This is a genomic window from Streptomyces sp. NPDC050534, from assembly GCF_044457745.1.
Classification (GTDB): Bacteria; Actinomycetota; Actinomycetes; order Streptomycetales; family Streptomycetaceae; genus Streptomyces.
In genome coordinates, this window is the sequence record NZ_JBITHF010000008.1 from 343981 (window position 1) to 370352 (window position 26372).

Annotated in this window: 24 protein-coding genes; 8 read left to right on the plus strand and 16 right to left on the minus strand. The window is 72.1% G+C overall.

Going from position 1 to position 26372, the window contains the following annotated elements; genetic code table 11:
* Positions 1-3: 3 nt before the first annotated feature.
* Entirely contained in the window at positions 4-891 is an 888-nt protein-coding gene (locus ACIBN2_RS26960; protein ID WP_399137959.1) for a D-alanyl-D-alanine carboxypeptidase family protein, read from the plus strand.
* An 86-nt stretch (positions 892-977) separates the two neighbouring features.
* On the opposite strand, the gene ACIBN2_RS26965 is transcribed toward ACIBN2_RS26960, so the two are convergent.
* From ACIBN2_RS26965 to pdhA (ACIBN2_RS26975), 3 genes are read right to left on the minus strand one after another with little or no spacing between them, the layout of a single operon-like run.
* The gene (locus ACIBN2_RS26965; protein WP_399137961.1) at positions 978-2420 is read right to left on the minus strand and encodes a dihydrolipoamide acetyltransferase family protein; all 1443 of its coding nucleotides are present in this window, start codon (positions 2418-2420) and stop codon (positions 978-980) included.
* Between the two features lie 10 nt (positions 2421-2430).
* Entirely contained in the window at positions 2431-3426 is a 996-nt protein-coding gene (locus tag ACIBN2_RS26970; RefSeq protein ID WP_399137963.1) for an alpha-ketoacid dehydrogenase subunit beta, read from the minus strand.
* Positions 3427-3428: 2 nt separating this feature from the next.
* Positions 3429-4607: a pyruvate dehydrogenase (acetyl-transferring) E1 component subunit alpha gene (gene pdhA / locus ACIBN2_RS26975; protein ID WP_399137965.1), complete on the minus strand. Its 1179-nt coding sequence runs from the start codon at positions 4605-4607 to the stop codon at positions 3429-3431.
* A 377-nt stretch (positions 4608-4984) separates the two neighbouring features.
* Between pdhA (ACIBN2_RS26975) and ACIBN2_RS26980 the strand changes: the two genes are divergently transcribed.
* From ACIBN2_RS26980 to ACIBN2_RS26990, 3 genes are all read left to right on the plus strand, one after another.
* Positions 4985-5644 carry a response regulator gene (locus ACIBN2_RS26980; RefSeq protein ID WP_399137966.1) on the plus strand — a complete coding sequence of 220 codons (660 nt, stop codon included), beginning with the start codon at positions 4985-4987 and terminating at the stop codon, positions 5642-5644.
* Between the two features lie 73 nt (positions 5645-5717).
* A complete protein-coding gene (locus ACIBN2_RS26985) occupies positions 5718-6140 on the plus strand; it encodes a pyridoxamine 5'-phosphate oxidase family protein (protein WP_399137968.1) in 423 nt (140 codons plus the stop codon).
* 92 nt (positions 6141-6232) lie between these two features.
* Positions 6233-7234, plus strand: coding sequence for a phosphotransferase (locus tag ACIBN2_RS26990; protein ID WP_399138236.1), 1002 nt, complete (start codon positions 6233-6235; stop codon positions 7232-7234).
* Positions 7235-7238: 4 nt separating this feature from the next.
* Here the strand turns inward: ACIBN2_RS26990 and ACIBN2_RS26995 are convergent, their stop codons facing one another.
* Positions 7239-8816, minus strand: a complete 1578-nt coding sequence (locus tag ACIBN2_RS26995; RefSeq protein WP_399137970.1) for a protein kinase — start codon at positions 8814-8816, stop codon at positions 7239-7241.
* Between the two features lie 334 nt (positions 8817-9150).
* On the opposite strand from ACIBN2_RS26995, the gene ACIBN2_RS27000 reads away from it, so the two are divergent.
* Positions 9151-10767: a protein kinase gene (locus ACIBN2_RS27000; protein WP_399137972.1), complete on the plus strand. Its 1617-nt coding sequence runs from the start codon at positions 9151-9153 to the stop codon at positions 10765-10767.
* A gap of 123 nt (positions 10768-10890) precedes the next feature.
* Here ACIBN2_RS27000 and ACIBN2_RS27005 read toward each other — a convergent pair whose 3' ends face one another.
* Both ACIBN2_RS27005 and ACIBN2_RS27010 read right to left on the minus strand, forming a co-directional pair.
* Positions 10891-11430, minus strand: coding sequence for a bacterial proteasome activator family protein (locus tag ACIBN2_RS27005; protein WP_399137974.1), 540 nt, complete (start codon positions 11428-11430; stop codon positions 10891-10893).
* 66 nt (positions 11431-11496) lie between these two features.
* Positions 11497-12045, minus strand: coding sequence for a PadR family transcriptional regulator (locus tag ACIBN2_RS27010; RefSeq protein ID WP_399137975.1), 549 nt, complete (start codon positions 12043-12045; stop codon positions 11497-11499).
* A 78-nt stretch (positions 12046-12123) separates the two neighbouring features.
* Here ACIBN2_RS27010 and ACIBN2_RS27015 point away from each other — a divergent pair, with 78 nt between their 5' ends.
* On the plus strand, positions 12124-12996 hold the full coding sequence (locus tag ACIBN2_RS27015; RefSeq protein WP_399137977.1) for a hypothetical protein: 873 nt from the start codon (positions 12124-12126) through the stop codon (positions 12994-12996).
* A gap of 22 nt (positions 12997-13018) precedes the next feature.
* On the opposite strand, the gene ACIBN2_RS27020 is transcribed toward ACIBN2_RS27015, so the two are convergent.
* The 7 genes from ACIBN2_RS27020 to pdhA (ACIBN2_RS27050) all read right to left on the minus strand — a co-directional run bounded on the left by ACIBN2_RS27020 (position 13019) and on the right by pdhA (ACIBN2_RS27050) (position 20956).
* The gene (locus ACIBN2_RS27020) at positions 13019-13999 is read right to left on the minus strand and encodes an NAD(P)H-quinone oxidoreductase (RefSeq protein ID WP_399137979.1); all 981 of its coding nucleotides are present in this window, start codon (positions 13997-13999) and stop codon (positions 13019-13021) included.
* A gap of 64 nt (positions 14000-14063) precedes the next feature.
* A complete protein-coding gene (locus ACIBN2_RS27025; protein ID WP_399137981.1) occupies positions 14064-15161 on the minus strand; it encodes a potassium channel family protein in 1098 nt (365 codons plus the stop codon).
* Complete coding sequence (locus ACIBN2_RS27030; RefSeq protein ID WP_399137983.1) at positions 15158-16525, minus strand: molybdopterin molybdotransferase MoeA; 1368 nt, start codon at positions 16523-16525, stop codon at positions 15158-15160. Before ACIBN2_RS27030 ends, ACIBN2_RS27025 begins: the two co-directional genes overlap by 4 nt.
* Positions 16522-17445 carry an NTP transferase domain-containing protein gene (locus ACIBN2_RS27035; RefSeq protein WP_399137984.1) on the minus strand — a complete coding sequence of 308 codons (924 nt, stop codon included), beginning with the start codon at positions 17443-17445 and terminating at the stop codon, positions 16522-16524. The genes ACIBN2_RS27030 and ACIBN2_RS27035 overlap by 4 nt, the downstream gene beginning before the upstream one ends.
* 54 nt (positions 17446-17499) lie before the next feature.
* Positions 17500-18819, minus strand: coding sequence for a dihydrolipoamide acetyltransferase family protein (locus ACIBN2_RS27040; protein WP_399137986.1), 1320 nt, complete (start codon positions 18817-18819; stop codon positions 17500-17502).
* A complete protein-coding gene (locus ACIBN2_RS27045; protein WP_399137988.1) occupies positions 18819-19823 on the minus strand; it encodes an alpha-ketoacid dehydrogenase subunit beta in 1005 nt (334 codons plus the stop codon). Before ACIBN2_RS27045 ends, ACIBN2_RS27040 begins: the two co-directional genes overlap by 1 nt.
* Positions 19823-20956 carry a pyruvate dehydrogenase (acetyl-transferring) E1 component subunit alpha gene (gene pdhA, locus ACIBN2_RS27050; protein WP_399137990.1) on the minus strand — a complete coding sequence of 378 codons (1134 nt, stop codon included), beginning with the start codon at positions 20954-20956 and terminating at the stop codon, positions 19823-19825. The genes ACIBN2_RS27045 and pdhA (ACIBN2_RS27050) overlap by 1 nt, the downstream gene beginning before the upstream one ends.
* A gap of 176 nt (positions 20957-21132) precedes the next feature.
* On the opposite strand from pdhA (ACIBN2_RS27050), the gene ACIBN2_RS27055 reads away from it, so the two are divergent.
* Complete coding sequence (locus tag ACIBN2_RS27055; RefSeq protein WP_399137992.1) at positions 21133-21633, plus strand: Lrp/AsnC family transcriptional regulator; 501 nt, start codon at positions 21133-21135, stop codon at positions 21631-21633.
* 11 nt (positions 21634-21644) lie between these two features.
* On the opposite strand, the gene ACIBN2_RS27060 is transcribed toward ACIBN2_RS27055, so the two are convergent.
* Positions 21645-22235: a TetR/AcrR family transcriptional regulator gene (locus tag ACIBN2_RS27060; protein ID WP_399137994.1), complete on the minus strand. Its 591-nt coding sequence runs from the start codon at positions 22233-22235 to the stop codon at positions 21645-21647.
* Positions 22232-23749, minus strand: a complete 1518-nt coding sequence (locus ACIBN2_RS27065; RefSeq protein WP_399137996.1) for a 3-hydroxyacyl-CoA dehydrogenase — start codon at positions 23747-23749, stop codon at positions 22232-22234. Before ACIBN2_RS27065 ends, ACIBN2_RS27060 begins: the two co-directional genes overlap by 4 nt.
* A 160-nt stretch (positions 23750-23909) precedes the next feature.
* Here ACIBN2_RS27065 and paaN point away from each other — a divergent pair, with 160 nt between their 5' ends.
* Positions 23910-25613 (plus strand): phenylacetic acid degradation protein PaaN, encoded by a 1704-nt coding sequence (gene paaN, locus ACIBN2_RS27070; RefSeq protein WP_399137997.1) that lies wholly within the window; start codon positions 23910-23912, stop codon positions 25611-25613.
* Here the strand turns inward: paaN and ACIBN2_RS27075 are convergent.
* The gene (locus ACIBN2_RS27075) at positions 25610-26368 is read right to left on the minus strand and encodes a TrmH family RNA methyltransferase (RefSeq protein ID WP_399137999.1); all 759 of its coding nucleotides are present in this window, start codon (positions 26366-26368) and stop codon (positions 25610-25612) included. The genes paaN and ACIBN2_RS27075 overlap by 4 nt on opposite strands.
* Positions 26369-26372 lie beyond the last annotated feature (4 nt).

Genomic DNA, 26372 nt, shown 5'->3' on the forward strand with positions numbered 1-26372 from the left:
GGCATGAAGGGTCGTCGGCTGCGCAGAGCCGCCGCGGTCAGCGTCACCGCAGGCGCGATGCTCGCGACCGGAGCCCTGGCCGCCGCGCCCGCGCAGGCGGTCACGACGCCCTCCATCGTGGCCAAGGGCGGCTACGTCATGAACAACTCCAACGCCAAGACGCTGTACACCAAGGCCGCGGACACCAAGCGCTCCACCGGTTCCACCACCAAGATCATGACCGCGAAGGTCGTGCTCGCGGCGTCGAACCTGAACCTCGACTCCAAGGTGACGATCCAGAAGGCGTACAGCGACTACGTCGTCGCCAACAACGCCTCCCAGGCGCACCTGATCGTCGGCGACAAGGTGACGGTCCGCCAGCTGCTGTACGGCCTGATGCTGCCGTCCGGCTGCGACGCCGCCTACGCGCTCGCGGACAAGTTCGGTTCGGGCTCGACGCGGGCCACCCGGGTGAAGTCGTTCATCGGCAAGATGAACACCGCCGCCAAGAACCTGGGCCTGACGAACACCCACTTCGACTCGTTCGACGGCATAGGGAATGGGTCCAACTACTCGACGCCGCGCGACCTGACGAAGATCGCCAGCAGTGCGATGAAGAACTCCATGTTCCGCACGATCGTCAAGACGAAGTCGTACACGGCGAAGACCGTCACCAAGACGGGCAGCACCCGCACGATGGCCGCGTGGACGAACACCAACGGTCTGCTCAGCAGCTACAGCGGCACGATCGGCGTGAAGACGGGCTCCGGCCCCGAGGCCAAGTACTGCCTCGTCTTCGCCGCCACCCGCGGCGGCAAGACGGTCATCGGCACCGTCCTCGCCTCCACCTCCATCGCCCAGCGCGAGTCGGACGCGAAGAAGCTCATGACCTACGGCTTCGCCAAGATCTGACGCCCGCACGGCGCGTATGACCACGAAGGGCCCCGTCGCCATCGGTGACGGGGCCCTTTCGTCTCAGCCGGTGCCGTACCGGGCCGTCACGACCAGGTCATCAGCCTCTTCGGCTGCTCCAGGATCGCGGCCACGTCCGCCAGGACCTTGGAGCCGAGCTCGCCGTCCACCATGCGGTGGTCGAAGCTCAGTGCCAGGGTGGTGACCTGACGGGGCTTCACCTTGCCCTTGTGGACCCACGGCTGGAGCTTGATCGCGCCGACCGCGAGGATCGCGGACTCGCCGGGGTTGAGGATGGGCGTACCGGTGTCGACGCCGAAGACGCCGACGTTCGTGATGGTCACCGTGCCGCCCTGCATCGCGCCCGGGGACGTCTTGCCCTCGCGCGCGGTGGACACCAACTCGCCCAGCGACTCGGCCAGTTGCGGCAGGGTCCTGGCGTGCGCGTCCTTGATGTTGGGGACGATCAGGCCGCGCGGGGTGGCCGCCGCGATGCCCAGGTTGACGTAGTGCTTGACCACGATCTCCTGGGCCGCCTCGTCCCACGAGGCGTTGACGTCCGGGTTGCGCCGGATCGCGACCAGCAGGGCCTTGGCGATCAGCAGGAGCGGGTTCACCCGCAGGCCCGCGAACTCCTTGTCCTGCTTGAGCTCCTCGACCAGCTTCATCGTGCGGGTCACGTCCACCGTCACGAACTCCGTGACGTGCGGCGCCGTGAACGCCGAGCCGATCATGGCCTGGGCCGTGGCCTTGCGCACCCCCTTGATCGGGATACGGGTCTCACGGGCCGCGTCGTACGCCGGCGCGGCGGCGACAGGGGCGGGGGCCGCGGGGGCCTCCACCGCCGGCTGCGGGGCCTGGGCCGGCACCGTCGCGGCGTGCACGTCCTCGCGCGTGATGATGCCGTCCGGGCCGGACGGGGTGACCGTCGCCAGGTCGACGCCCAGGTCCTTCGCCAGCTTGCGCACCGGCGGCTTGGCGAGGGGGCGCGGCATCTCGGCCGTCCCTGCGGAGGGCGCCGGGGCGGCGGCGGCCGGGCCGTGGCCGTTCAGCTCCGTGTGCAGGGCCGTGGCGGCCTGGGGGACCGCGACCTCGGGACCCTTGCGCGGGCGCCGCTTGGTGGAGGACGCCGCCACGCCGTAACCCACCAGGACCGGCTGCCGGCCCGAGCCCTCGGGCTTCTTCTCCTCCGAAGCCTCCGGGGCGTCCGGGGTGTCCGAGACCTCCGGGGCCGTCTCCCCGGGCTCCGGCGCGGGGGCGGCCGCGCCGCCGGACACGTCCACCGCGATGATCACCGTGCCCACGTCCACCGTGGTGCCCTCGGGGAAGTGCAGATCGCGGACCACCCCGTCGTACGGGATGGGCAGCTCGACCGCGGCCTTCGCGGTCTCGACCTCGCACACCACCTGGCCGTCGGTGACCGTGTCGCCGGGCTGGACGTACCACTTGAGGATCTCGGCCTCGGTGAGGCCCTCGCCCACGTCCGGCATCTTGAACTCGCGTACGGACGCTTCCGTCATCGTCGTCACGACCCTCTCCTCAGTACGCCAGGGCGCGGTCGACGGCGTCGAGCACCCGGTCCAGGCCCGGCAGGTACTCATCCTCCAGGCGGGCCGGCGGGTACGGGGCGTGGTAGCCGCCGACCCGGAGCACCGGGGCCTCCAGGTGGTAGAAGCAGCGCTCCGTGATGCGGGCGGCGATCTCCGCGCCCGAGCCGAAGAACACCGGCGCCTCGTGGACCACGACCAGGCGGCGCGTCTTCTCCACCGAGGTCTGGATGGAGTCGAAGTCCAGCGGGGACACCGAGCGCAGGTCCAGGACCTCCAGGGACTTGCCCTCCTCGGCGGCCGCGTCGGCCACCTCCTGGCAGAGCTTCACCATCGGGCCGTACGCGGCGAGGGTGAGGTCGGTGCCGGGGCGGACGACCTGCGCCTTGTGCAGCGGTCCCGGGATGGCCTCGGTGTTGACCTCGGCCTTGTCCCAGTAACGCCGCTTCGGCTCGAAGAAGATCACCGGGTCGTCGCTCTGGATGGCCTGCTGCATCATCCAGTAGGCGTCCGAGGCGTTGGACGGCGAGACGACCTTCAGGCCCGAGACGTGCGCGAACAGCGCCTCCGGGGACTCGGAGTGGTGCTCGACCGCGCCGATGCCGCCGCCGTAGGGGATGCGGACGACGACCGGGAGCTTCACCTTGCCCAGCGAGCGCGCGTGCATCTTCGCGAGCTGGGTGACGATCTGGTCGTACGCCGGGAAGACGAAGCCGTCGAACTGGATCTCCACGACCGGGCGGTAGCCGCGCAGGGCCAGGCCGATCGCGGTGCCGACGATGCCGGACTCGGCCAGCGGGGTGTCGATCACCCGGCTCTCGCCGAAGTCCTTCTGCAGGCCGTCCGTCACCCGGAAGACGCCGCCGAGCTTGCCGACGTCCTCGCCCATGACGAGGACCTTGGGGTCGGCCTCCAGGGCGCGCCGCAGCGACTCGTTGATCGCCTTGGCCAGGGCCATGTTTTTGGATGTCACGGTCTCCGCTGCCATGGTCAGACCCCCTCTGCATCCGTGAACGACGCCTGGTAGGCGGCGAACTGGGCTCGCTCCTCGTCGACGAGCGCGTGCCCGTCCGCGTACACGTTCTCGAAGATGGCGAAGTGGTCCGGGTCCGGCATGGCGCGGACCGCCTCACGCACTCGCTTGCCCAACGCTTCGCTCTCGGCCTCGAGTTCCGCGAAGAATCCCTCCTCCGCGTGGTTTGCGGCCTCCAGGTACCGGCGCAGGCGCAGGATCGGGTCCTTCGCCTCCCAGGCCTCGCGCTCCTCGTCGGCCCGGTACTTCGACGGGTCGTCGGAGGTGGTGTGCGCGCCCATGCGGTAGGTGTACGCCTCGACGAGCGTCGGGCCCTCGCCGCTGCGCGCCCGCTCCAGCGCCCACCGGGTGACCGCGAGGCAGGCCAGCACGTCGTTGCCGTCCACCCGCACGCCCGGGAAGCCGTAGCCCTGCGCGCGCTGGTAGAGCGGGACGCGGGTCTGCTTCTCGGTCGGCTCGGAGATCGCCCACTGGTTGTTCTGGCAGAAGAAGACCACCGGGGCGTTGTAGACCGCGGAGAAGGTGAAGGACTCCGCGACGTCGCCCTGGCTGGAGGCGCCGTCGCCGAAGTAGGCGATCACCGCGCTGTCCGCGCCGTCCATGGCCACGCCCATCGCATAGCCCGTCGCGTGCAGCGTCTGGGAGCCGATGACGATGGTGTAGAGGTGGAAGTTGTTGCTGTTGGGGTCCCAGCCGCCGTTGTTCACGCCGCGGAACATGCCCAGCAGGTTGGTGGGGTCGACCCCGCGGCACCAGGCGACACCGTGCTCGCGGTAGGTCGGGAAGACGTAGTCGTCCTCGCGGGTGGCCCGGCCGGAGCCGATCTGGGCGGCCTCCTGGCCCAGCAGCGAGGCCCACAGGCCCAGCTCGCCCTGGCGCTGCAGCGCGGTGGCCTCGGCGTCGAAGCGGCGGGTGAGCACCATGTCGCGGTACAGGCCGCGGAGCTCATCGGGGGTGATGCCGGCGACGTACTTGTCGTACTCGGCGTTCTTCAGCCGCTCGCCCTCGGGCGTCAGCAGCTGGACGAGCTCGGGGTCGGTGCCCGGCGCGTTCTTTGCGGTCGTGCGCTTGCCGGCCGTGCTCTTGGTTCCGGCGCTGCGTCGCGGCTTGCGCGCGGCAGTGCTCTCCACGCTCACGTGTGCTCCTCCGTCGGTCCGGCTACCCGGGTTCGCCGGGAGCCTGGGGGTCCCCCCAGCTCCGTTCAGGAGCCTGGGAGAGGCTCACCTGCAGCCCTGCGGGCGCACAGGGTGGGTGCGGCCCGGTCGGGAGCAGGCGTGACAGGTGCCCCGGCGAGCGCCCTGCAGAAGGCACGTTACCCAGTGCTCCACAATTCTGTGAAACCCCTCCTGACCTGCGTTTTTGCTTGGATTTCCAAGTAAATCGCGAAAGCCCGGAACAACTCCTGGTCACAGCCTTGCAGGGGGCCGGAACAACGGCACGTTATCCCGGTGACCCAGCTCACGGGAAGAGTCCACCTCGGGCGGTACTCCTGCCCCTGTGTGAAACTGCGTACGTGCGCGAAGAAGGAAAAATCCGGGTATTCCTCCTCGACGATCACGAGGTGGTCCGGCGCGGCGTGCACGAACTCCTGTCGGTCGAGGACGACATCGAGGTGGTCGGCGAGGCGGGCACGGCCGCCGAGGCGCTGGTACGGATTCCGGCCACCCGGCCCGACGTCGCGGTGCTCGACGTACGGCTCCCGGACGGAAGCGGCGTCGAGGTGTGCCGGGACGTCCGCTCCCGGGACGAGTCCGTGCAGTGCCTGATGCTCACCTCGTACGCCGACGACGAGGCCCTGTTCGACGCGATCATGGCGGGCGCCTCCGGCTATGTCCTCAAGGCCATCCGGGGCACCGAGCTGCTGACGGCCGTGCGGGACGTGGCGGCGGGCAAGTCCCTGCTCGACCCGGTGGCCACCGCGCGCGTGCTGGCGCGGCTGCGCGACGGGGGCGCCCCCAAGCAGGACGACCGGCTCGCACACCTCACCGACCAGGAGCGCAGGATTCTCGACCTCGTCGGCGAGGGCCTCACCAACCGCCAGATCGGCGAGCACCTGCACCTGGCCGAGAAGACGATCAAGAACTACGTGTCGAGCCTGCTGTCCAAGCTCGGCATGCAGCGGCGCTCCCAGGCGGCCGCGTATGTGGCCCGCATGCAGACGGAAAAGCACTGAGAGTGTTCGGGAAACGAGCAATTGAGGACTTACGTCCCTGTTGCCACTCCTCTCCCGCACGCACAGTGAGTACATGCACTCCGACGCACGGCTCGCCGTCGACCTGCTCGCCCGCACCGACTACGGCCGCGTGGCGACCAGCATGCGCGCGCTGCCCTTCCTGGCCTTCGCCCGGCACATCGTCGAGGACGGCCGGGTGCTGCTGCGCCTGCCCCGCAGCTGCGGCTACCACCGGGCATGCATCGGCAGCGTCGTCGCGTACGGCTCCGACAACCTGAACTCGGTGGGGCCGGGCGAGAACCTGTGGTCCGTCCAGATCGTCGGCGAGTGCACGGTCCACGAGCCGACGGCGGCCGAGGCCGAGCGGTTCGGGACGGCTCCCCGCCTGGTCGACGGAGTGCCGTACGAGCCCGTCCACCTGCGCATCGAGCCGCAGTTCGGGACGGTGCACTCGGCCGGGGACAGCCTGGAACGCCACTTCGCGCACATGCTGTGACCGATTGCGACTGCCTGTGACAACGCCCAGCTCACGGGCCTGGCTCGTGCCCTACCATCTGGCGCGTGCCGCGCTCCTCCGTACCACCCCCCGTGCCTCACGCGCCCCCGCTGGGCGCCCTGCTGCGCCAGTACACCGCCGGTTCCGCCGTCGCCTGCGAGCCGGTCGACCAGGGCCTGCTCAACCGGGGCTACCGGCTGTGCACGACGCGCGGCCGGTACTTCCTCAAGCACCACTTCGACCCCGAGACCGCCGATCCGGCCGCCATCGCCCGCCAGCACCGGGCCACCCAGCGCCTGGCCGACCTGGGCGTGCCGGTCGCGCCCCCGCTGCCCGGCCGGGACGGCCGTACGGTCGCCGTCGTCGGCGGGCACGCGTACGCGCTGCACCCCTGGGTCGAGGGACGGCACCGGCACGGCGGGCAGCTCACCACCGTGCAGTGCGGCCGGCTCGGTGCGCTGCTGGGGGTGGTGCACGCGAGCCTGGAGCGCGTGATGCCGGCACACGCGCGTGCCCGCACCGCGCCCGCGGCCGCCGACCCCTGCGACACGTTCACCCTCATCGACGACCTGCTGGGCCGCGTACGCCGGCACCGCCCGGCCGACTCCTTCGACGAACTGGCCCGCCACCGCCTGCTGGAGCGCCGCACGCTGCTGGAACAGCACGCCGACCGGCGTCCCCCGTGCGGGAGCTCGGTGGGCTGGGTGCACGGCGACTTCCACCCGTTCAACCTGCTCTACCGGGGGGACGCGCCCGCCGCGATCGTCGACTGGGACCGGCTGGGCCTCCGCCCGCGCGCGGAGGAGGCCGTGCGCGCCGCCGCGATCTTCTTCGTACGGCCCGCCGGGGCCCTCGACATGCCCAAGGTGCGCGCCTACGCGCGCGCGTACCGGCGGGCGGCCGGCGCCACGCCCTCCGAGCTCGCGGCGGCCGTGCACCGCGTGTGGTGGGAACGCCTCAACGACTTCTGGATGCTGCGCTGGCACTACGAACGCGGCGACACCCGCGCCGACCCCCAGTTCCCGGCCGCCTCCGCCCTGGCGGTGTGGTGGACGCGGGAGTACGACGCGGTGTGCGGGGCGTTCGTGGACTGATCCGTCAGCCGCCGATGCCCTGGGTCACACCGCCGTTGTTGGCACCGCCGTCCGTCACCGGGTCCGTCGGCTGGTCCGTCGGGTCGGTCTGGGTCTGCGTCGGCTGCGCCGTCGGCTTCGAGGACGTCGGCTGGTCCGTCGGCTGGTCGGTGGGCTGGTTCGTGGCGCTCGGGGACGGCGTGTACGACGGCGTGGACGAGGGGGTCCAGTTCCCCGAGCCGCCGCTCGTGGAGTTGTTGTCCGTGGAGGTGTCCGTCGACCGGTCGGTCGGCTCGGAGCTGGGCGTCCGGCTGGCCGAGTCGTCCTTGGTGGAGTGCGTGGCGCTGGGCGACTTGGTGGTGCCCGGGTCGGCGCTCCCGCCGCCGCCCTTGTTCAGCGCCAGCGCGACGCCCGCCGCGATGGCGATCACCGCGAGCACGGCGAGGATCCACAGCTTGCCGCGGCCGCCGCCCCTGTTGCCGTGGCCCTCGAAGCCGCCGTCGTCCCGGCCGCCGTAGCCGCCGGGCACGCCCTGCTGCGGGATCTGCGTGGTCCCGGGGGCGTCACCGGGGTGCGGCAGCACCTGGGTGCCGGCGAAGCCCGCCGCCGGGGTGTGCCGGCCCTCGTGCACGGCGACCGGGCCGGTGTTCCAGGTGCCGGTGTGGCCGCCCTGCTCGTAGAGCATCTGGAGCCCGTACTGGACGAGCCCGCGCATCTCCTCGGCGGTCTGGAAGCGGTCGTCCGGTTCCTTCGCCAGCGAGCGCATGACAAGGCCGTCGAGCTCCGGCGGGCACGCGCCGTCCGAGGTCTGCGAGGGCGGCACGGGCACGTCCTGGACGTGCTGGTAGACCACCGACAGCGGCGTCTCACCGACGAACGGGGGTCGCAGCGCGAGGAGTTCGTAGAGCAGGCAGCCCGTCGCGTACAGGTCGGAGCGGTGGTCGACGGCCTTGCCGAGCGCCTGCTCCGGGGAGAGGTACTGGGGGGTGCCCATGACCATGCCGGTCTGCGTCATCGTCGTGGACGCGCCGTGCAGGGCGCGGGCGATGCCGAAGTCCATCACCTTGACGGCGCCGGTGTCGGTGATGATGACGTTCGCCGGCTTGATGTCGCGGTGCACGATGCCGTGCTGGTGCGAGTAGGCGAGCGCCTCCAGGACCCCGGAGACGATGATCAGGGCCTGCTCGGGGCCCGGCGCCTCGGCGTTGAGCAGCAGGTCGCGGATGGTGCGGCCTTCGACGATCTCCATCACGATGTACGGGACCGCCTGGCCGCCCACGTAGTCCTCGCCGGAGTCGTACACGGCGACGATCGCGTGGTGGTTGAGGCCGGCCACGGACTGGGCCTCACGCGTGAACCGGGCCTTGGAGACCGGGTCCTCGGCGAGGTCGGCGCGCAGCAGCTTGACCGCGACGGTGCGCCCGAGGCGCACGTCCTCGGCGGCGAACACCTCTGCCATGCCGCCGCGGCCGAGTCTGCGGGTCAGCCGGTACCGGCCGTCCCCGACCAGCCCGCCGTTACCCCACATCTCCGGCGCATCTGACATACCGCCGCCAGTCGCCTCGGGGTCGGACGGGCCCTGAGCGCGCTGCTGCTGTGCCATCAGTCCTCGCCGTCGTTTCTGCCCGCGGTGCGCGCGGTGTTGTTACGGTCTCCGTCGGCCACGCTACAGCCTCAGCGCAACCCGCCGGCCCGAGAAGAGGGCCGGAACCGGATCGGGACGGACCGGCCATCAAACCGTCATCAGCCACTCCCGTGCAAATTGTGTGTACCGCCCGTACAGCGTCTGTAACGCTCGCGCGACGCTTGTTTCGCGTACGGTCACGGATCGGGCACCGAACTTGACGTGTCACTGCCCTGGGGCAGACTTGGCCGGGAATAGCACCTTGGATCATCGACAGTCAACGGCGCCTGAAGGCCCACGGGGGAAGCGGAACATGAGCCAGGACGGCGCACAGGACCGGTATCAGGGGCGGGCGTTGGCCGGTGGCCGCTACCAGCTGCGCGACCTGCTCGGCGAAGGCGGCATGGCCTCGGTCCACCTCGCGTACGACAGCGTGCTCGACCGCCAGGTCGCGATCAAGACGCTCCACACCGACCTGGGGCGGGAACAGGCCTTCCGCGAGCGCTTCCGCCGCGAGGCCCAGGCCGTGGCCAAGCTCACGCACACCAACATCGTCTCGGTCTTCGACACCGGCGAGGACAACCTCGACGGCATGACGACGCCGTACATCGTCATGGAGTACATCGAGGGCCGCCCGCTGGGTTCGGTGCTCGACGAGGACGTACGGCAGTTCGGCGCGATGCCCGCCGACAAGGCGCTGAAGATCACCGCGGACGTCCTCGCTGCGCTGGAGATCAGCCACGAGATGGGCCTGGTCCACCGGGACATCAAGCCGGGCAACGTCATGATGACCAAGCGCGGCGTGGTCAAGGTCATGGACTTCGGCATCGCGCGCGCCATGCAGTCCGGTGTGACGTCGATGACGCAGACCGGCATGGTCGTGGGCACCCCCCAGTACCTCTCGCCGGAGCAGGCGCTGGGGCGGGGCGTGGACGCCCGGTCCGACCTCTACTCGGTCGGCATCATGCTGTTCCAACTGGTCACCGGGCGGCTGCCGTTCGACGCCGACTCACCGCTCGCGATCGCCTACGCGCACGTGCAGGAGGAGCCGGTCGCTCCCTCGTCGATCAACCGGGCGCTGCCGCCCGCGGTGGACGCGCTGGTCGCCCGCGCCCTGAAGAAGAACCCCAACGAGCGTTTCCCGAGCTCCGAGTCCATGCGTGACGAGTGCCTGCGCGTGGCCGCGTCCTTCCAGGCCGCCCCGCCGAGCATCGTGCCGGGCGCGCCCGCCCAGGCCGGCTCCGGCGTCGGCTCCGCCGTCTTCCCGCCGGTCGACCAGTCGGCCCCGGTGCCGACGGGCCCCGTGCAGACGCCGTACCAGCCGACCCCGCACCCGTACGGCGCCCCGTCCGCGCCGTCCCCGGCCTACGGCTACCCGCAGCAGGGCGGCTACCAGACGCCCTCGCCGTACGGACAGCCGTCGACCCCGCCGCCGTACAACATCACGCCCCAGCCCGCCACGGCCCCCGCGGGTGGAGGCAAGAACAACAAACCGGTGATCATCGGCTCGATCGTCGTCTCGATCGTCGCGGTGGGCGGTCTGGTCGCCGCGCTGATGTTCAACAGCGGCAGCGGCAGCAACGAGGGCAAGGGCGGCGGCGGCAGCGCGAGCGCGTCGACGACGAAGGCGGCGGGCTACCGCGGGCCGGACACGTCGAAGAAGATCGACTCCACCGAATGCTCGGAGCCGCAGGAGTCGTACAACGACCCCAAGAAGATCCAGCTGCCCGACTTCCGGTTCAAGTACATCGGGTCGGTCAAGGAGTGCCTGCAGGCCGCGGGTTGGCAGCTGAAGATCAAGAAGGTCGACGAGAACACGTACGGCGAGGGCACGGTCATCGACCAGTTCCCCTCCGCCCAGACGGACCTCGACCCGAAGAACATGCCGCAGATCGAGCTCAACGTCTCGTCGGGCAACCCGCCGTCCTGACCCGCGCCAGACGTGGAAGGGCCCGGCAGCCGAGGCTGCCGGGCCCTTTCTGCGGTTCGGGTTCTTCCAGAGGTCTCGGGTTCTTCCAGAGGTCTCGGCTTCTTCCAGAGGTCCCTGCTTCTTCTAGAGGTACGGCCCGCCCGAGTGGCCGCCGGCATGGCGGTCCTCGGTCCCGTCGGGGCCGACGCCCGGTGGCAGCGCGCGCCGCATCTGCTCCAACTGCGCCCGCGCGGCCATCTGCTGGGCGAACAGCGTGGTCTGGATGCCGTGGAAGAGGCCCTCCAGCCAGCCCACCAACTGGGCCTGCGCGATGCGCAGTTCGGCGTCGCTCGGCGTGCCGTCGTCCCTGAAGGGCAGGGAGAGCCGCTCCAGCTCCTCCACCAGCTCCGGCGCCAGCCCGTCCTCCAGCTCCTTCACCGAGCTGCGGTGGATGTCTTTGAGCCGCGCCCGGCTCGCCTCGTCCAGGGGAGCCGCGCGCACCTCCTCCAGGAGCTGTTTGATCATGCTGCCGATCCGCATCACCTTGGCCGGCTGCTCGACCTGCTCCGTCACCGGGATCTCGCGGGAGTCGTCGTCCGTGCCGCCGCCGATCGCCATACCGTCCTGGCCCACGACCAGGATCTGGGGATTCTCCGGTGACCTGTCGTTCCTCGGCATCTCCATGCCGCCATTCTCTCGCACCCGTGCATCTCATCACCGTGGTGCCCCCCGTACGCGGTGATCCACCGTTTACGGTGTGGAAGTTTCGGTCCGCAGCCGCAGCAGCCGGGCCTCGCAGTGCTCCAGCCAGCGGATCTCGGCCTCCGCGTGACAAATGATCTGCTCCAGGACCAGCAGCCGGGCCACCTCGACCGGATGCCCGGGCGATTGCGCGAGCGCCTGCGCCCGCTGCCGCACGTACTCGTGCAGCGCCTCCGTCACATGCCGGCGCTGCGCCTCGACGACCGCGCGTACGTCGACGCCGGGCGCGCCGACCGCCAGCGCCAGCTTGATCGCCAGCTCGTCGCGCGGCGGGCCGGCCCGCTCCACGGGGCGCGCGAACCAGGCCGCCAGCTCGGTCCGGCCCGCCCCTGTCAGCGCGTACAGCGCCCGCCCGCCCTCGTCCTCGCCGTCGTGGACGACCATCCCGTCCCGCTCAAGCCGGCCGAGAGTGGTGTAGACCTGCCCGATGTTCAGCGGCCAGGTACCGCCGGTGCGCGCCTCGAACTCGGTGCGCAGCCGTGAGCCGTAGCGGGGGCCCTGCTCGAGGAGCGCCAGCAGTCCGTGACGTATCGACATACCCGGATTGTGCAGCTGTTTCGGATTTTTGGCGGAACACAGAATGCCGGAAGTGCGGGCCGGTGTGAGCCTTGAGGCGTGACTCCATGGCTGCGTGCTTTGCAAGGGGCCGGACTGGTGGCGGGGGCGGGGGCGAGCGTGCTCGTGTTCCCCTGCGGGGGCGGGGTGGCGTACGGGGCCGAGACCCACGGGGCTTTCGCGTCGTACGGAAGCGTTTCGTCGTACGGAAGCGTTCCGTCGGACCGTGGCGTCTCGTCGGACGGGAGCGTCTCGTCGTACGGTCGCGTTTCGTCGGACCGCGGCGTCTCGCCGTACCGCGCCGTTTCGCCGTACGCGGCCGTACCGGCTGATGCGGTTCTCTCCGCGTACGGGCCCGCCGCGACACACGCGCCCGGATCGACGCACAAGCCCGGTCCGACGCACGAACCCGCCCTGTCGGACGAAGCCGGACCGGGGGACGAGGGCGACTCTGGGGACGAGGCCGGCAGCGGGGACGAGGCCGGATCGGGCGACGAGACCGGTACGGGGTCCCACGGCAGGCACACGCACGACGCCGGCACCCCGGAGGCCGCACCCCGCCGGTCCGGCTCCCCCAAGGCCACGCCCGAGCCGTCGCGTGCCGGGAGTGTGGCGGGTCAGGGGCGGGAACGGCCCGGGCGGCGGGAGACGCCGCCGGACGAGGAAGCGGGCGACTCCTCGGACCAGGAGGACGAGGGCGGGGACACGGCGTACCCGCCGGAGCAGGACGAAGGGGACGGGACGGGTGACGCGAGCGCGACGCCGCCCGCGGAGGCGGGACTGGTGCCCTCCTCGCCGGCGCAGCGCCCCGCTCAGCAGGCCGCGACCCCGGCCGAGCCCGTCCTGCGGATCCTGCCGCTGGGCAGCGGACTGGTCCTGATCGGGCTCGGTCTGGGGCTCGCCTTCATCGGCCTGCGGCTGCGCCGGGCCTAGGAAGCCCGGCGGCTACGGGACCTCAGGGCACGACCAGCAGCACCTTGCCCACGTGACCGCTCTCCTCCACGACCCGGTGGGCCGTGGCTGCGTCGTTCATCGGGATTTCGCGGTCGACGACCGGGCGGACATGGCCGCCGTCGAGCAGGGGCCACACGTGCTCACGTACGGCCGCGACGATCGCCGCCTTCTCGCCGAGCGGGCGGGCGCGCAGCGAGGTCGCACTGATCGCGGCCCGCTTGTTCAGCAGCATGGCGATGTTCAGCTCGCCCTTGATGCCGCCCTGCATGCCGATGATGGCGAGGCGGCCGCTGACGGCGAGGGCCTGGAGGTTGCGGTCCAGGTACTTGGCGCCCATGTTGTCGAGGATGACGTCGGCGCCCGCGCCGTCGGTGGCCTTCTTGACCTCCGCGACGAAGTCCTGCTCCTTGTAGTTGATCAGGATGTCCGCGCCCAGCTCGGCGCACCGCTCCAGCTTCTCCCTGGTGCCCGCCGTGACGGCGACCTTGGCGCCGACCGCCTTGGCCAGCTGGATCGCCATGGTGCCGATCCCGCTGGAGCCGCCGTGCACCAACAGCGTCTCGCCGGGACGCAGGTGGGCGATCATGAAGACGTTCGACCAGACGGTGCAGACCACCTCGGGCAGCGCCGCGGCCCGCTTGAGATCGATGTCCTTGGGCAGGGGCAGCAGCTGGCCGGCCGGGATCGCGACCTTCTCGGCGTAACCGCCGCCCGCGAGCAGCGCGCACACCTCGTCGCCGACGGCCCAGCCGGAGACGCCGGGGCCGACCTCGGCGATACGGCCGGAGCATTCCAGGCCGGGGTAGGGGGACGATCCTGGCGGCGGATCGTAGAAGCCCTGCCGTTGCAGGATGTCGGCGCGGTTGACGGCGCTGGCCACCACCTCGACCAGCACCTCGCCCTCACCGGCCACCGGATCCGGGACCTCGTCCCACACCAGCGCCTCGGGCCCACCAGGTTCGGGAATCGTGATCGCATGCATGAGGGGGACGCTACCCCCAGCCGCCCGGCCGACTCAGGCTGCGGGCCTCTGCCACGGCAAGTGATCACTCCTGGGACATGGGCCTGACCTCGGGCGTGAGCTGCGCGCCCGGCGTCGCCCGGACGATCGTGATCAGACGGTCCGTCAACTGCAGGGTCCCGATGGCCGGATCGTCGTAGCCGAGCACCCTGTGCCCGCGTATGACGCTCACCACCAGGTCCTCCGTCTCCCGCGGGCTCCGGCCCGCCTCGGCCTTCACGACCGGCCGTTCGACCATGTCGAGACCGGTGCCCTGCTGGATGAGGTCCTCCAGCACCATGCCGGCCACGGGGCTGAGCACGGACAGGCCGAGCAGGCGGCCGGCCGCGCTCGCGCTGGTGATGACGGCATCGGCGCCGGACTGCTTCAGCAGCGGCGCGTTCTCCTCCTCGCGCACCGCGGCCACGATCTTCGCCGCGCGGTTGAGCTGCCGGGCCGTCAGCGTGACCAGCACGGCGGTGTCGTCGCGCTGGGTGGCGATGATGATCTGGCGCGCCCGGTGCACCTCGGCCCGCTTGAGCACATCGCTGCGCGTCGCGTCGCCGATCACCCCGGCGAAGCCCTCGGCCGTCGCGGCGTCGATCACCTTGGAGCTCGGGTCGACCACGACGACCTGCTCCTTCTTCAGGCCCGTCGCACACACGGTCTGGACCGCCGAGCGCCCCTTCGTCCCGAAGCCGACGACGACGGTGTGCTCGCGCAAGGTGGACCTCCAGCGGTTGAGTCGCCATTCGTCACGGGTGCGTTCGGTGAGGACCTCGAGCGTGGTGCCGACCAGAATGATCAGGAAGAGCACCCTCAGCGGTGTGATGACGAAGATGTTGGTGAACCGGGCCGCATCGCTGACCGGGGTGATGTCGCCGTATCCGGTGGTGGAGAGGGTGACGGTCGCGTAGTAGAAGGCGTCGAGCAGGTCGACCGACTGGTCGGAGGTGTCGTTGTAGCCCTCACGGTCGGCGTAGACGATCAGGGCGGTCGCGACCAGCACCAGCAGCGCCACCAGCAGGCGTCTGCCCACCTGCCGGATCGGGCGCTCCACCACTTTCCTCGGGAGTTCCACCCGGTGGGTCACGAGATGTTCGCCCGCCTGGCGGGCGATCGCGTCATGGCCCGGCAGTTTCACGTGAAACACACTCCGATTCCGGCGGAGGCCCAGGGCAGATCGAGGAGTTCCAGCTCCTGGCCGGAGCCTGCGCCGCCCGGTGGCACGACGGCGAGGGCGTCGGCCGCCGCGATGCCGCGCAGCATGGCCGGGCCGTTGTAGTGCAGCGGCACGGCACGGTCGCCCCGCAGCACGACGGGGATGAGCCGGGTGTCGTGCGGATGCCCGTGGGCCGCTTCCTGGATCGGCAGGGTGTACGGCTCCGGGGCCGGGCGCGCGGCGAGCGTGCGCAGCAGGGGCTCGGCGAGGGTGAGCAGGCCGGAGACGGCGGCGAGGGGGTTGCCGGGCAGGCCCACCAGATGCTGGTCGTCCTTGGTGCGGGCCAGCAGCATGGGGTGGCCGGGCCGCACCTTCACGCCGTCCACGAGGAGTTCGGCGCCGATACGGCGCAGGGTGGGGTGGACATGGTCGACGGGGCCGGAGGCGGTGCCCCCGGTGGTGACGATCAGGTCGGCGTCCGAGCCGGTGACCGCCTTGCGCAGGGCCTTCTCGTCGTCGCCGAGCCGTCGTACGGAGGTGACGTCGGCGCCCAGCGCGCGCAGCCAGGGCGGCAGCATCGGGCCGAGGGCGTCCCTGATCAGCCCGTCGTGCGGGGTGCCTTCGGTGAGCAACTCGTCGCCCAGCACGAGGACCTGGACGCGGGGGCGGGGGACCGCGGTGACGATGTCGTAGCCGGCGGCCGCGGCGAGACCGAGCACGGCCGGGGTCACGAGCGCGCCGACAGGCAGGAGCTGGTCGCCCGAGCGGCACTCCTGGCCGCGCGGGCGGATGTCCTGCCCGTGGTGCATGTCGCGGGTGGCGTGCAGCCGGCCCTTGTCGTCGGTGCGGCCGTGCTCGGTACGGATCACGGCGGTGGTGTCGAGCGGGATACGGGCGCCGGTGGCGATACGGACGGCCTCGCCGTCGGTGAGGGCCTCGGGCTCGGCGTGCCCGGCCAGGATGCCCTCGTCGCGTACGTCCCAGGGACCGGGCCCCGCGACCGCCCAGCCGTCCATCGCGGAGGTGTCGAAGGAGGGCAGGTCGGTGAGGGCGGTGAGCGGGGCGGCGAGGGTGAGCCCGAGGGAGGCGTCGAGGGGGACCGAGACGAGGGCGCGGCGGGCGCCGGACCGGGCGGCGCGTGCGGCGATCTCCCGGGCCTCGGGCCAGGAGGTGGCCCGGTGGCGGGCGTCGGGCTTGTGCGGCGCGCCGTGGTGGTGGCCGGACGCGGCGGGCGCGGGCACGCTGCCGCCCGCGGTGCGGCCGTCGTGGTCGTTCACCAGGGCGAGCACCTCCTCGACGTCCAGGTCCTCGGCGTCCTCGCCGGTGCGGGCGGAGCGGGCGGTCATCCGGCGTCCGGACGGCTGTCGGGCGTGGCGTCCGGCGCCGCGTCGGCCTTGGCGGCAGCGGCCTCGTCCGCCCAGCGCCGGGCGAGGGCGGCGGCCTTGCGGGAGGCCTCGGCAACGGCTTCGGGGCCGCCGCCCGCCCGGCCGGCCGCGTAGCCGACGAGGAAGGTGGTCAGGGGTGCCGCGGGCCGGGCCACACCGTGGGCGGCGTCGCGGGCGAGGTCGAGCAGAAGGCGCATGTCGACGTCGAGGTCGATGCCCAGCTCGTCCTTGGCTGCGGAAATCCATTCATCCAACACGTGCCCATGCTCCCTGATACGTGCCCTGGCGGCGGCGATGTCGTCCCAGGTGTCGCAGTCGAAGGACGCGACGGGGTCCGGGACACGGGTGAGGTCGAGGGCGCCGGTCAGCCGGCGCAGCGGCAGGCCGGTGAGGCCGCCGTGCTCGGTGGCCAGCGCGGCCAGCCCGCGGCGCAGCGCCGGTGCGCGGTAGGCGGCCACGAGGGGCTGGTCGCGGCCGTCCGCGTCGGTGAGCAGGACGCCGTCGGCGTCGCCCGCGCACAGCGCGGTCAGCAGCCGCCGTACCGTGGCCGCCCCGAGGAACGGCAGGTCGGCGGAGAGGACGAGGAGCTCGTCGGCCGTGGTCTGGCACAGCCCGGCGCCGAGCGCGGCGAGGGGTCCCGCGCCGGGCGGGTCCTCGCGGGCCCACAGCACGGGCCGGGCGGTGGGCCGGGCGTCGGCCACGACGACGGTCGTGCGCGCGTCGGCGCAGGCGGTCAGGACGCGGTCGAGCAGCGCCCGGCCGCCCACGCGGACGCCGGGCTTGTCCGCACCGCCGAGCCGCCGGGCGGCGCCGCCCGCGAGCACGACGGCGTCGTACGGCGGGACGGCGGCGCGGTCGCCGGAGGGCTCGTGCGAGGTCACCCCCCGAGTATGCGTGCCGTGGCGATCACAGGGAACGTGCGGGGGTCCGCGCAATCACAGCGTGCGCAGCAGGACCGCCGGTTGTTCCACGCAGTCCGCCACGTATCGCAGGAAGCCGCCCGCGGTGCCGCCGTCGCACACCCGGTGGTCGAAGGTGAGCGAGAGCTGGACGACCTGACGCACCGCCAGCTCGCCCTCGTGCACCCACGGCTTGGGCACGATACGGCCGACGCCGAGCATGGCGGCCTCGGGGTGGTTGATGATCGGCGTGGAGCCGTCGACCCCGAAGACGCCGTAGTTGTTCAGCGTGAACGTGCCGCCGGTGAGGTCGCCGGGCGTGAGGCGTCCCGTCCGGGCCGACTCGGTCAGCCGGGCGAACTCCGCGCTCAGCGCCTCCGCGTCCCGGGCGTGCGCGTCCCGTACGACTGGGACGACGAGGCCCCGCTCGGTCTGTGCGGCGAAGCCGAGGTGCACATGGTCGAGCTGGACGACCTCCCTCGCCTCCATGTCGACCGTGGAGTTGAGCTCGGGGAAGCGGGCCAGGGCCGCGGTGCAGATGCGGGCCAGCACGGCGAGGAGGGAGATCTTCGGCCCGCCGGCCGCGTTCATCGCGGCACGCGCGCGCATGAGTTCGGTCGCGTCGGCGTCCACCCAGCAGGTCGCGTCCGGGATCTCGCGACGGCTGCGGGAGAGCTTGTCGGCGACGGCGCCCCGCACGCCCTTGAGGGGGACGCGCAGCTCGGTCCCGGCGGTCGGGACGGGGGCCGGTGCGGACGTCACGCGCGCGGGGGCCTCGACCGGGGGCTCGGTCATGCCCGTCTGCGTCCCGGCGGCACGCAGCGCGTACTCAACGTCCGCCCGCAGGATCAGCCCGTCGGGGCCGGAGCCGGTCATGTCCCGCAGGTCCAGGCCGTTCTGCCGGGCGAGCCTGCGCACCAGGGGCGAGATCACGGGGACGGGGCCGTCGGCCGGTCCGGGGGCGCCGGCATGCCCGTTCGCCTCGCTGGGCGGCGCGGCGGCCGCCGTCCGGCCGGGCTTCACCCTGCGCCGTCGCGCGGGGGCCTCCGAAGTGCCGTATCCCACCAGGACGTTGCCCGAGCCCTCGGTCTCGGCGGCGCCGGGGGCCGGCGCGCCCACCGCGACCGTGATCAGCGGTGCGCCGACGGGCAGTTCCGCGCCCTCCTCGCCGAAGCGGGCGGTGACCACGCCGCCGTAGGGGCAGGGCACCTCGACCATCGCCTTGGCCGTCTCGACCTCGACGACCGGCTGGTCGATCTTGACGACGTCGCCGACCTCCACCAGCCAGCGGACGATCTCCGCCTCGGTGAGGCCCTCCCCGAGATCGGGAAGCTTGAACTCCAACACCTGTGCCATCAGCTCTCGGCCTCCCACTGCAGACGCGCCACGGCGTCCAGGATCCGGTCGACGCCGGGCAGGTGGTGACGCTCCAGCATCGGCGGCGGGTAGGGGATGTCGAACCCGGCGACGCGCAGCACCGGCGCCTCCAGGTGGTGGAAGCAGCGCTCCATGACGCGGGCCGCGATCTCGCCTCCCGGGCCGCCGTAGGAGCCCGACTCGTGCACGACGACCGCGCGCCCGGTCCGCCGCACCGAGGCGCAGACCGTCTCGTCGTCGAACGGCACCAGGGAGCGCAGGTCGACGACTTCGAGGTCCCAGCCCTCGGCGGCCGCGGCCTCGGCGGCTTCGAGGCAGACGGGCACCGACGGCCCGTAGGTGATGAGCGAGGCGCTCCGGCCGGAGCGCCGCACCACCGCGCGGCCTATCGGTTCAACGTCGGTCGGATGCTCGGGGTTCCAGGAGTCCTTGGACCAGTACAGGCGCTTGGGCTCGAGGAAGACGACCGGGTCGTCGGAGGCGATCGCGGCGCGCAGCAGTCCGTAGGCGTCGGCGACCGTGGCGGGCGTGACGACATGGAGCCCCGGAGTCGCCATGTAGTACGCCTCGGAGGAGTCGCTGTGGTGCTCGACACCGCCGATGCCGCCGCCGTAGGGCACGCGGATGGTGATCGGCAGGGGCATGGCGCCGCGGGTGCGGTTGCGCATGCGGGCCACGTGGCTGATCAACTGCTCGAACGCCGGGTAGGCGAAGGCGTCGAACTGCATCTCCACGACCGGCCTGAGGCCGTACATCGCCATGCCCACGGCCGTGCCGAGGATGCCGGCCTCGGCCAGCGGGGTGTCCGTGCAGCGGTCCTCGCCGAACTCCTTGGCGAGTCCGTCGGTGACCCGGAAGACACCGCCGAGGGTGCCGACGTCCTCGCCCATGACGTGCACGGCGGGGTCCGCGGCCATGGCGTCGCGCAGCGCGCGCGTGAGGGCCTGCGCCATGGTGGCCGGCTTGACGGCGACGGTGGTCATCAGTGGCCGCCTTCCTGCTCCGCGTGCAGCTCCGCCTGCAACTGGGCCTGCTGTTCGCGCAGTTGCGGAGTGGGCTCGGCGTAGACGTGGGCGAAGAGGTCCATGGGGTCGAGGGCCGGGTCCTGGTTCATGCGCTCGCGCAGGTCGGCGGCCATGGTCTCGGCGGCGTCGCGGGCGGCCCGTATGCCGTCCTCGTCGATCAGGCCGCGCTCGGTCAGCTCGTGCTCCAGAAGGGCGATCGGGTCGTGCGCGCGCCAGGCGTCCACCTCGGTGTCGCCGCGGTAGCGGGTCGCGTCGTCGGCGTTGGTGTGGGCCTCGATGCGGTACGTGATCGCCTCGACCAGGGTGGGGCCGCCGCCCTCACGCGCGCGGCGCACGGCGGCGCCGAGCACCTCGTGCACGGCGGCCGCGTCGTTGCCGTCGACCAGGCGGCCGGGCATGCCGTAGCCGACGGCCTTGTGGGCCAGCGACGGCGCCGCGGTCTGCTTGGCGAGCGGGACGGAGATGGCGAAGCCGTTGTTCTGGACCAGGAAGACGACCGGCGCCTGCCAGACGGCGGCGAAGTTCAGCGCCTCGTGGAAGTCGCCCTCGCTGGTGCCGCCGTCGCCGACCATGGCGAGCGCCACCACGTCGTCGCCCTTGAGGCGGGCGGCGTGCGCGAGGCCGACGGCGTGCGGGAGCTGGGTGGCGAGCGGTGTGGACAGGGGGGCCACGCGGTGCTCGTGCGGGTCGTAGCCGGTGTGCCAGTCGCCGCGCAGCAGCGTGAGCGCCTGGACGGGGTCGAGGCCCCGGGCGACGGCGGCGAGCGTGTCGCGGTAGCTGGGGAAGAGCCAGTCCCGGTCCTCCAGGGCCAGCGCGGCGGCGACCTCGCAGGCCTCCTGGCCGGTGCTGGAGGGGTAGACGGCAAGACGGCCCTGCTTGGTGAGCGCGGTGGCCTGCGCGTTGTACCTGCGGCCGCGGACCAGTTCCGCGTACAGGCGGCGCAGCAGGGCCGGGTCGGCCTTCGCGGCCGCCTCCGTGCCCAGGACGCGGACGGGCTCCGCGTCGGGCAGCAGCGGCGCGGGGTCCGTGCGGGGCTGCCAGGCGGGCGGCGGGGATGGCCGATAAGCGCCCCGCTGCTCCATGACCGTCATGACGGCACCTCCTCGTGGGAGCGGCTTGCGGCACGCCACGGCAGTGTGGCGCGCCTCACCTACCGATTGTTCGGTCGCCGACACATTTTGGCTACAGGCGGCTTCACGCTGTGGACAAACGGTTCTCCACAACCTGGAATGAAAGCAGTACGTCCATGGCATGGAGGCGGGGGGACATGGCACCTGAACAAATGGCCGAGGGGCCTGAGGGAACCGGTGCCGTGCCGCCCGCCCGTGCCCTCGACGCCATCGATCTGGACATCCTCCAGATGCTCCAGGCGGACGGCCGCGCGTCGATACGGTCGGTCGCGGAACGGGTGCATGTCTCACGTGCCAACGCCTACGCGCGCATCAACCGCCTCATCGACGACGGTGTCATCCGCGGGTTCGGCGCCCGCGTCAACCACGAACGCGCAGGTCAGGGCACTTCGGCGTATATCACCCTGAAGATCATCCAGAACTCCTGGCGGACGGTGCGCGAGCAGCTCAGACAGCTGCCCGGGGCGTCCCACATCGCCCTGGTGGGCGGCGACTTCGACGTACTGCTGCTGGTGCACACCTCGGACAACCGGGCGCTGCGCGAGCTGGTGCTCACCCGGCTCCAGGCGATGCCCGAGGTGCTCAGCACGCGCACGCTGCTGGTGTTCGAGGAGGAGGACCTGGAGCCGCAGGGCTGAACCCCGGCCGTTCAGCCTTCCTTCCGCAGCCCGCCGAAGACCAGCCGCACGACCGCGTCGGCCACCTCGCGCTCGTCCATGCCGCGGCCGTCCGGCCGGTACCACTCGACGATCGAGTTGATCATCCCGAAGACCAGGCGCGTCGCGAGCCGCACCTCCACGTCCGCGCGCACGTCCCCCTCGGCGGCCGCCGCCTTCAGCAGCTCGGCCACCCGGTGGTCGAAGTCGCGGCGCCGCTCCAGGGCCCAGCGCTCGGTGCCGGTGTTGCCGCGCACCCGCAGCAGCAGCGTCACGTACGGCAGCTCGCCGATCAGCACCTCGACCATGCGCCGCACCACGTACTCCAGGCGCCCGGCGGCGCTCCCCACGCGCGCGCGCTCCTCGTCGAGGATGCCGAAGAGGCCGTCGATCGCCCGGCTGACGGCCCGGCGCAGCAGCTCCTCCTTGCCCGCCACGTGGTGGTATATCGACGACTTGGAGATGCCGGCCGCCCTGGACAGGTGCTCCATCGACGTGCCGTCGTAGCCGCGGTCGTTGAAGACCTGGACGGCCACCGACAGCAGCGTCTCCGGGGTGTACGTGTCGCGCTTGGCGGTGGTCATGAGGTGCTGCCCTCCCGCTTGTCGGAGGCGTACGCGTGGCGGTACAGCGCGAGAGAGGGCGCATAGCGCCCGGAGGGATCGCGCAGGTGCAAATCGTCGAGGAGGGCGTACGCCCAGTTGCGGCCGAGCCTGCGGCTCCACTCGAAGGGGCCGAGCGGGTAGTTGACGCCCTGGCGCATCGCGGTGTCGATGTCCTCCTCGGTGGCCACGCCCTTGGCGACGGCGTCGTGCGCGAGGTCGACGATGCGGGCGACCGTGCGGGCGACGATCATGCCGGGGACGTCGCCGATCAGGCTGACGTCCTTGCCGAGCGCCTGGAAGAGGCCGACGGCCTCGGCGAGCGTCTGCTGCGCGGTGTCCTGGGAGGCGGACAGGGCGATGCGGGTGGCCCTGCGGTAGTCGAGGGCGAGGTCGAAGTAGACGACGTCGCGGAACTCCACCGAGGTCTGGCCGTCGGCGAGCGCCAGCTGGCCGCCGCTCGGCAGCACCAGGCGGGTGCCGTGGTCCTCGTCCTCCTCGCGCACCACGATGCCCGCCTCGCGGATCAGCGCGAGCAGGTCTGAGGCGGGGCCCAGGTCGCCCTCCGCGACGACGTAGGCGGGCGGCCGCGCCTTCTCCGCGGTGTGCGGTTCGGCCGGTTCGGCGTCGTCGCCGTACTCGTACCAGCCCTGCCCGCTCTTGCGGCCGAGGCGGCCCGACTCGACCAGCCGGCGCTGGGCGAGCGAGGGCGTGAAGCGCACGTCCTGGAAGAAGCTCTGCCACACGGAGTGCGTGACCGACTCGTTGACGTCCTGCCCGATGAGGTCGGTCAGTTCGAACGCGCCCATCCGGAAGCCGCCCGACTCGCGCAGCACCGCGTCGATGGTGGCCGGGTCGGCGCCCTGGGCCTCGTAGACCGCGAAGGCCTCGGCGTAGAAGGGCCGGGCGAGGCGGTTGACGATGAAGCCGGGGGTGTCCGCGCAGGCGACCGGAGTCTTGCCCCAGGCGCGCGCCATCTCGTACGCGCGCGTGGCCGACGAGACGTCGGTGGCGAACCCGGAGACGACCTCGACCAGGGGCAGCAGCGGCGCCGGGTTGAAGAAGTGCAGGCCGACGAAGCGGCCGGGACTGCGCAGCGCGCCGCCGATGGCCGTGACGGACAGGGAGGAGGTGTTGGTGGCGAGCAGACAGTCCTCGCCGACGACGTCCTCCAGCGCCCGGAACAGCTCCTGCTTGGCGTCGAGCCGCTCCAGGACGGCCTCGACGACCAGGGAGCAGTCCGCGAGCTCGGCGAGGTCCGCGGCGGGCAGCAGCCGGTCGTGCGCGGCGTCCCGGTCGGCCGTGGTGAGCCGGTCCTTCTCCACGAGCCGGTCGAGGCGGGCACGGGTCGCCGCGGCCGCTTCCTGGGCGCGCCCCGGGACGGCGTCGTACAGCCGTACCCGATGGCCCGCGACCAGCGCGACCTGGGCGATGCCCTGGCCCATGGTGCCGGTGCCGACGACGGCCACGGGGCTGCTGAGGTCCAGTGCTGTCATGCGCGCGATCCTCCCGCACGGGGTTTTCCACAGATGCGGCGGACCCCCTTGTCCCGACCGATCGTTCGGTTACTCTAACTCTGACCGGCTGTTCCTGCCCATGTTTCTGCCCAGGTCATGAGCTCGACGGAGAGTTCACAAGACGAGGAGTTGGTCCCGCATGGCCGCCGAACTGACCACGCACGCGCTGATCGCCAAGCACCGGCCCACCCTCGATCAGGCGCTGGAAGCGATCCGCACACGCGCGTACTGGTCCCCGCACCCCGAACACCCCAAGGCCTACGGCGAGAACGGCAGCCTGGACATGGCGGCCGGCAAGGCCGCCTTCGACGCCCTGCTCGGCACCCGCCTCGACTTCGGCCAGCCCGGCACGGACGACTGGGTGGGCGGTGAGACGTCGCCGTACGGCATCGAGCTGGGCGTGACCTACCCGCACGCGGACCTCGACGAGCTGCTGCCCGCCATGAAGGCCGGACAGCGCGCGTGGCGCGACGCGGGCGCGGAGATGCGCGCGGTGGTGTGCCTGGAGACCCTCAAGCGGATCAGCGACCGGACGCACGAGTTCGCGCACGCGGTCATGCACACCTCCGGCCAGGCGTTCATGATGGCGTTCCAGGCCGGTGGGCCGCACGCGCAGGACCGCGGGCTGGAAGCGGTGGCGTACGCGTACGTGGAGCAGGTCCGCACGCCCGACACCGCGGAGTGGACCAAGCCGCAGGGCAAGCGCGACCCGCTCGCCCTCACCAAGCAGTTCACCCCGGTCCCCCGCGGCGTCTCGCTGATGATCGGCTGCAACACCTTCCCGACGTGGAACGGCTACCCGGGCCTGTTCGCCTCCCTGGCCACCGGCAACGCGGTCCTGGTCAAGCCCCACCCGCGCGCGGTGCTGCCGCTCGCGCTCACCGTGCAGGTGGCGCGCGAGGTGCTCGCCGAGGCGGGCTTCGACCCGAACCTGGTGGCGCTGGCGGCCGAGCGCCCCGGCGAGGGCATCGCGAAGACACTCGCCACGCGCCCGGAGATCCGGATCATCGACTACACGGGCTCGACGGAGTTCGGCGACTGGCTGGAGGCCAACGCCCGGCAGGCGCAGGTCTACACGGAGAAGGCCGGCGTCAACACCGTGCTGGTGGACTCGGCGGCCGACTACAAGGGCATGCTCTCCAACCTGGCCTTCTCGCTGTCCCTGTACAGCGGCCAGATGTGCACCACCCCGCAGAACCTGCTGATCCCCCGGGACGGCATCCGCACCGATGAGGGCCCGAAGACCTTCGACGAGGTGGTCGCCGACCTCGCCCGCGCGGTCGACGGCCTGCTCGGCGACGACGCGCGCGCGAACGCGCTGCTCGGCGCGATCGTCAACCCGGACGTGAAGGCCCGCCTGGAGGCCGCGGCCGGGCTCGGCGAAGTCGCCCTGGCCTCACGGGAGATCAGCAACCCCGAGTTCCCGGACGCGGTGGTGCGCACGCCGGTGATCGTGAAGCTGGACGGCGCCAAGCCGGACGACGAGGCCGCGTACATGAGCGAGTGCTTCGGCCCCGTCTCCTTCGCCGTCGCGGTCGACTCGACGGCGGACGGCGTGGAGCTGCTGGGGCGCACGATCCGCGAGAAGGGCGCGATGACGGTCGGCGCGTACACGAGCGACGGCGAGGTCGAGGGCGCGATCCAGGAGGTCTGCCTGGAGGAGGCGGCGCAGTTGTCGCTGAACCTCACGGGCGGGGTGTACGTCAACCAGACGGCCGCGTTCTCCGACTTCCACGGCTCGGGCGGCAACCCGGCGGCCAACGCGGCGCTGTGCGACGGGGCGTTCGTGGCGAACCGGTTCCGGGTGGTCGAGGTGCGCCGGGAGGCCGAGGGCCAGGCCTAGGAGCCGTACCCGGTGGCGCTCCAGTGGTACAGCGTCATGGCCACGCTCGTCGCGAGGTTGTAGCTGGAGACCTGGGGACGCATCGGCAGCGACAGCAAGTGGTCGGTACGCGCGCGCAGTTCGGAGGACAGGCCGCTGCGCTCGGAGCCGAAGGCGAGGACGGCGTCGTCCGGGAGCTTCACGCCCCGGATGTCGTCGCCCTCCGGGTCGAGGGCGAACAGCGGGCCCGCCGGCAGCTCGTCGGCGGCCAGCCGCTCCACCACGGTCGCGAAGTGCAGCCCCGCCCCGCCGCGCACGACCGTGGGGTGCCAGGGGTCGAGCGTGCCGGTGGTGACCACGCCGGTCGCGCCGAACCCGGCGGCCAGCCGGATCACGGCACCCGCGTTGCCGAGGTTGCGCGGGTTGTCGAGGACCACCACGGGCGCGCTGCGGGGGGCGTGCGCCAGCTTCTCGAGGCCGGCCGCGCGGGAGGGCCGTACGGCCAGCGCCGCCACGGCGGTGGGATGCGGGCGCGGGACCAGGCTCCGGTACGTCCGCTCCGGCACCTCGGTGAGGAGCCCGGCCAGCCTCTCCCGTACATCGGGAGCCAGCTCGTCGGCGAGCGTCAGGGCCGCCCGCCGGTCGGCGGTGACCGCCACCGGGACCTCGGCCGCGAAGCGCAGGGCGTGCTTGAGGGCGTGGAAACCGTCGAGCAGCACGCAGGCGCCGGCCAGCCGGCGCCAGGCGCTCACGGTGTCGGCGGTGGGGTCGGTCATGGTG

Coding starts and splice junctions, on each gene's coding strand:
- ACIBN2_RS26970 (WP_399137963.1), bottom strand. CDS start 3,426: ATGGCAGCGGAGACCGTGACATCCAAAAACATGGCCCTGGCCAAGGCG.
- ACIBN2_RS27005 (WP_399137974.1), bottom strand. CDS start 11,430: ATGGAGATGCCGAGGAACGACAGGTCACCGGAGAATCCCCAGATCCTG.
- ACIBN2_RS27010 (WP_399137975.1), bottom strand. CDS start 12,045: ATGTCGATACGTCACGGACTGCTGGCGCTCCTCGAGCAGGGCCCCCGC.
- ACIBN2_RS26995 (WP_399137970.1), bottom strand. CDS start 8,816: ATGGCACAGCAGCAGCGCGCTCAGGGCCCGTCCGACCCCGAGGCGACT.
- ACIBN2_RS26985 (WP_399137968.1), top strand. CDS start 5,718: ATGCACTCCGACGCACGGCTCGCCGTCGACCTGCTCGCCCGCACCGAC.
- ACIBN2_RS26960 (WP_399137959.1), top strand. CDS start 4: ATGAAGGGTCGTCGGCTGCGCAGAGCCGCCGCGGTCAGCGTCACCGCA.
- ACIBN2_RS27055 (WP_399137992.1), top strand. CDS start 21,133: ATGGCACCTGAACAAATGGCCGAGGGGCCTGAGGGAACCGGTGCCGTG.
- ACIBN2_RS27040 (WP_399137986.1), bottom strand. CDS start 18,819: ATGGCACAGGTGTTGGAGTTCAAGCTTCCCGATCTCGGGGAGGGCCTC.
- ACIBN2_RS27045 (WP_399137988.1), bottom strand. CDS start 19,823: ATGACCACCGTCGCCGTCAAGCCGGCCACCATGGCGCAGGCCCTCACG.
- ACIBN2_RS27075 (WP_399137999.1), bottom strand. CDS start 26,368: ATGACCGACCCCACCGCCGACACCGTGAGCGCCTGGCGCCGGCTGGCC.
- ACIBN2_RS27020 (WP_399137979.1), bottom strand. CDS start 13,999: ATGCATGCGATCACGATTCCCGAACCTGGTGGGCCCGAGGCGCTGGTG.
- ACIBN2_RS27000 (WP_399137972.1), top strand. CDS start 9,151: ATGAGCCAGGACGGCGCACAGGACCGGTATCAGGGGCGGGCGTTGGCC.
- pdhA (WP_399137990.1), bottom strand. CDS start 20,956: ATGACGGTCATGGAGCAGCGGGGCGCTTATCGGCCATCCCCGCCGCCC.
- ACIBN2_RS27030 (WP_399137983.1), bottom strand. CDS start 16,525: ATGACCGCCCGCTCCGCCCGCACCGGCGAGGACGCCGAGGACCTGGAC.
- ACIBN2_RS27065 (WP_399137996.1), bottom strand. CDS start 23,749: ATGACAGCACTGGACCTCAGCAGCCCCGTGGCCGTCGTCGGCACCGGC.
- ACIBN2_RS27060 (WP_399137994.1), bottom strand. CDS start 22,235: ATGACCACCGCCAAGCGCGACACGTACACCCCGGAGACGCTGCTGTCG.
- paaN (WP_399137997.1), top strand. CDS start 23,910: ATGGCCGCCGAACTGACCACGCACGCGCTGATCGCCAAGCACCGGCCC.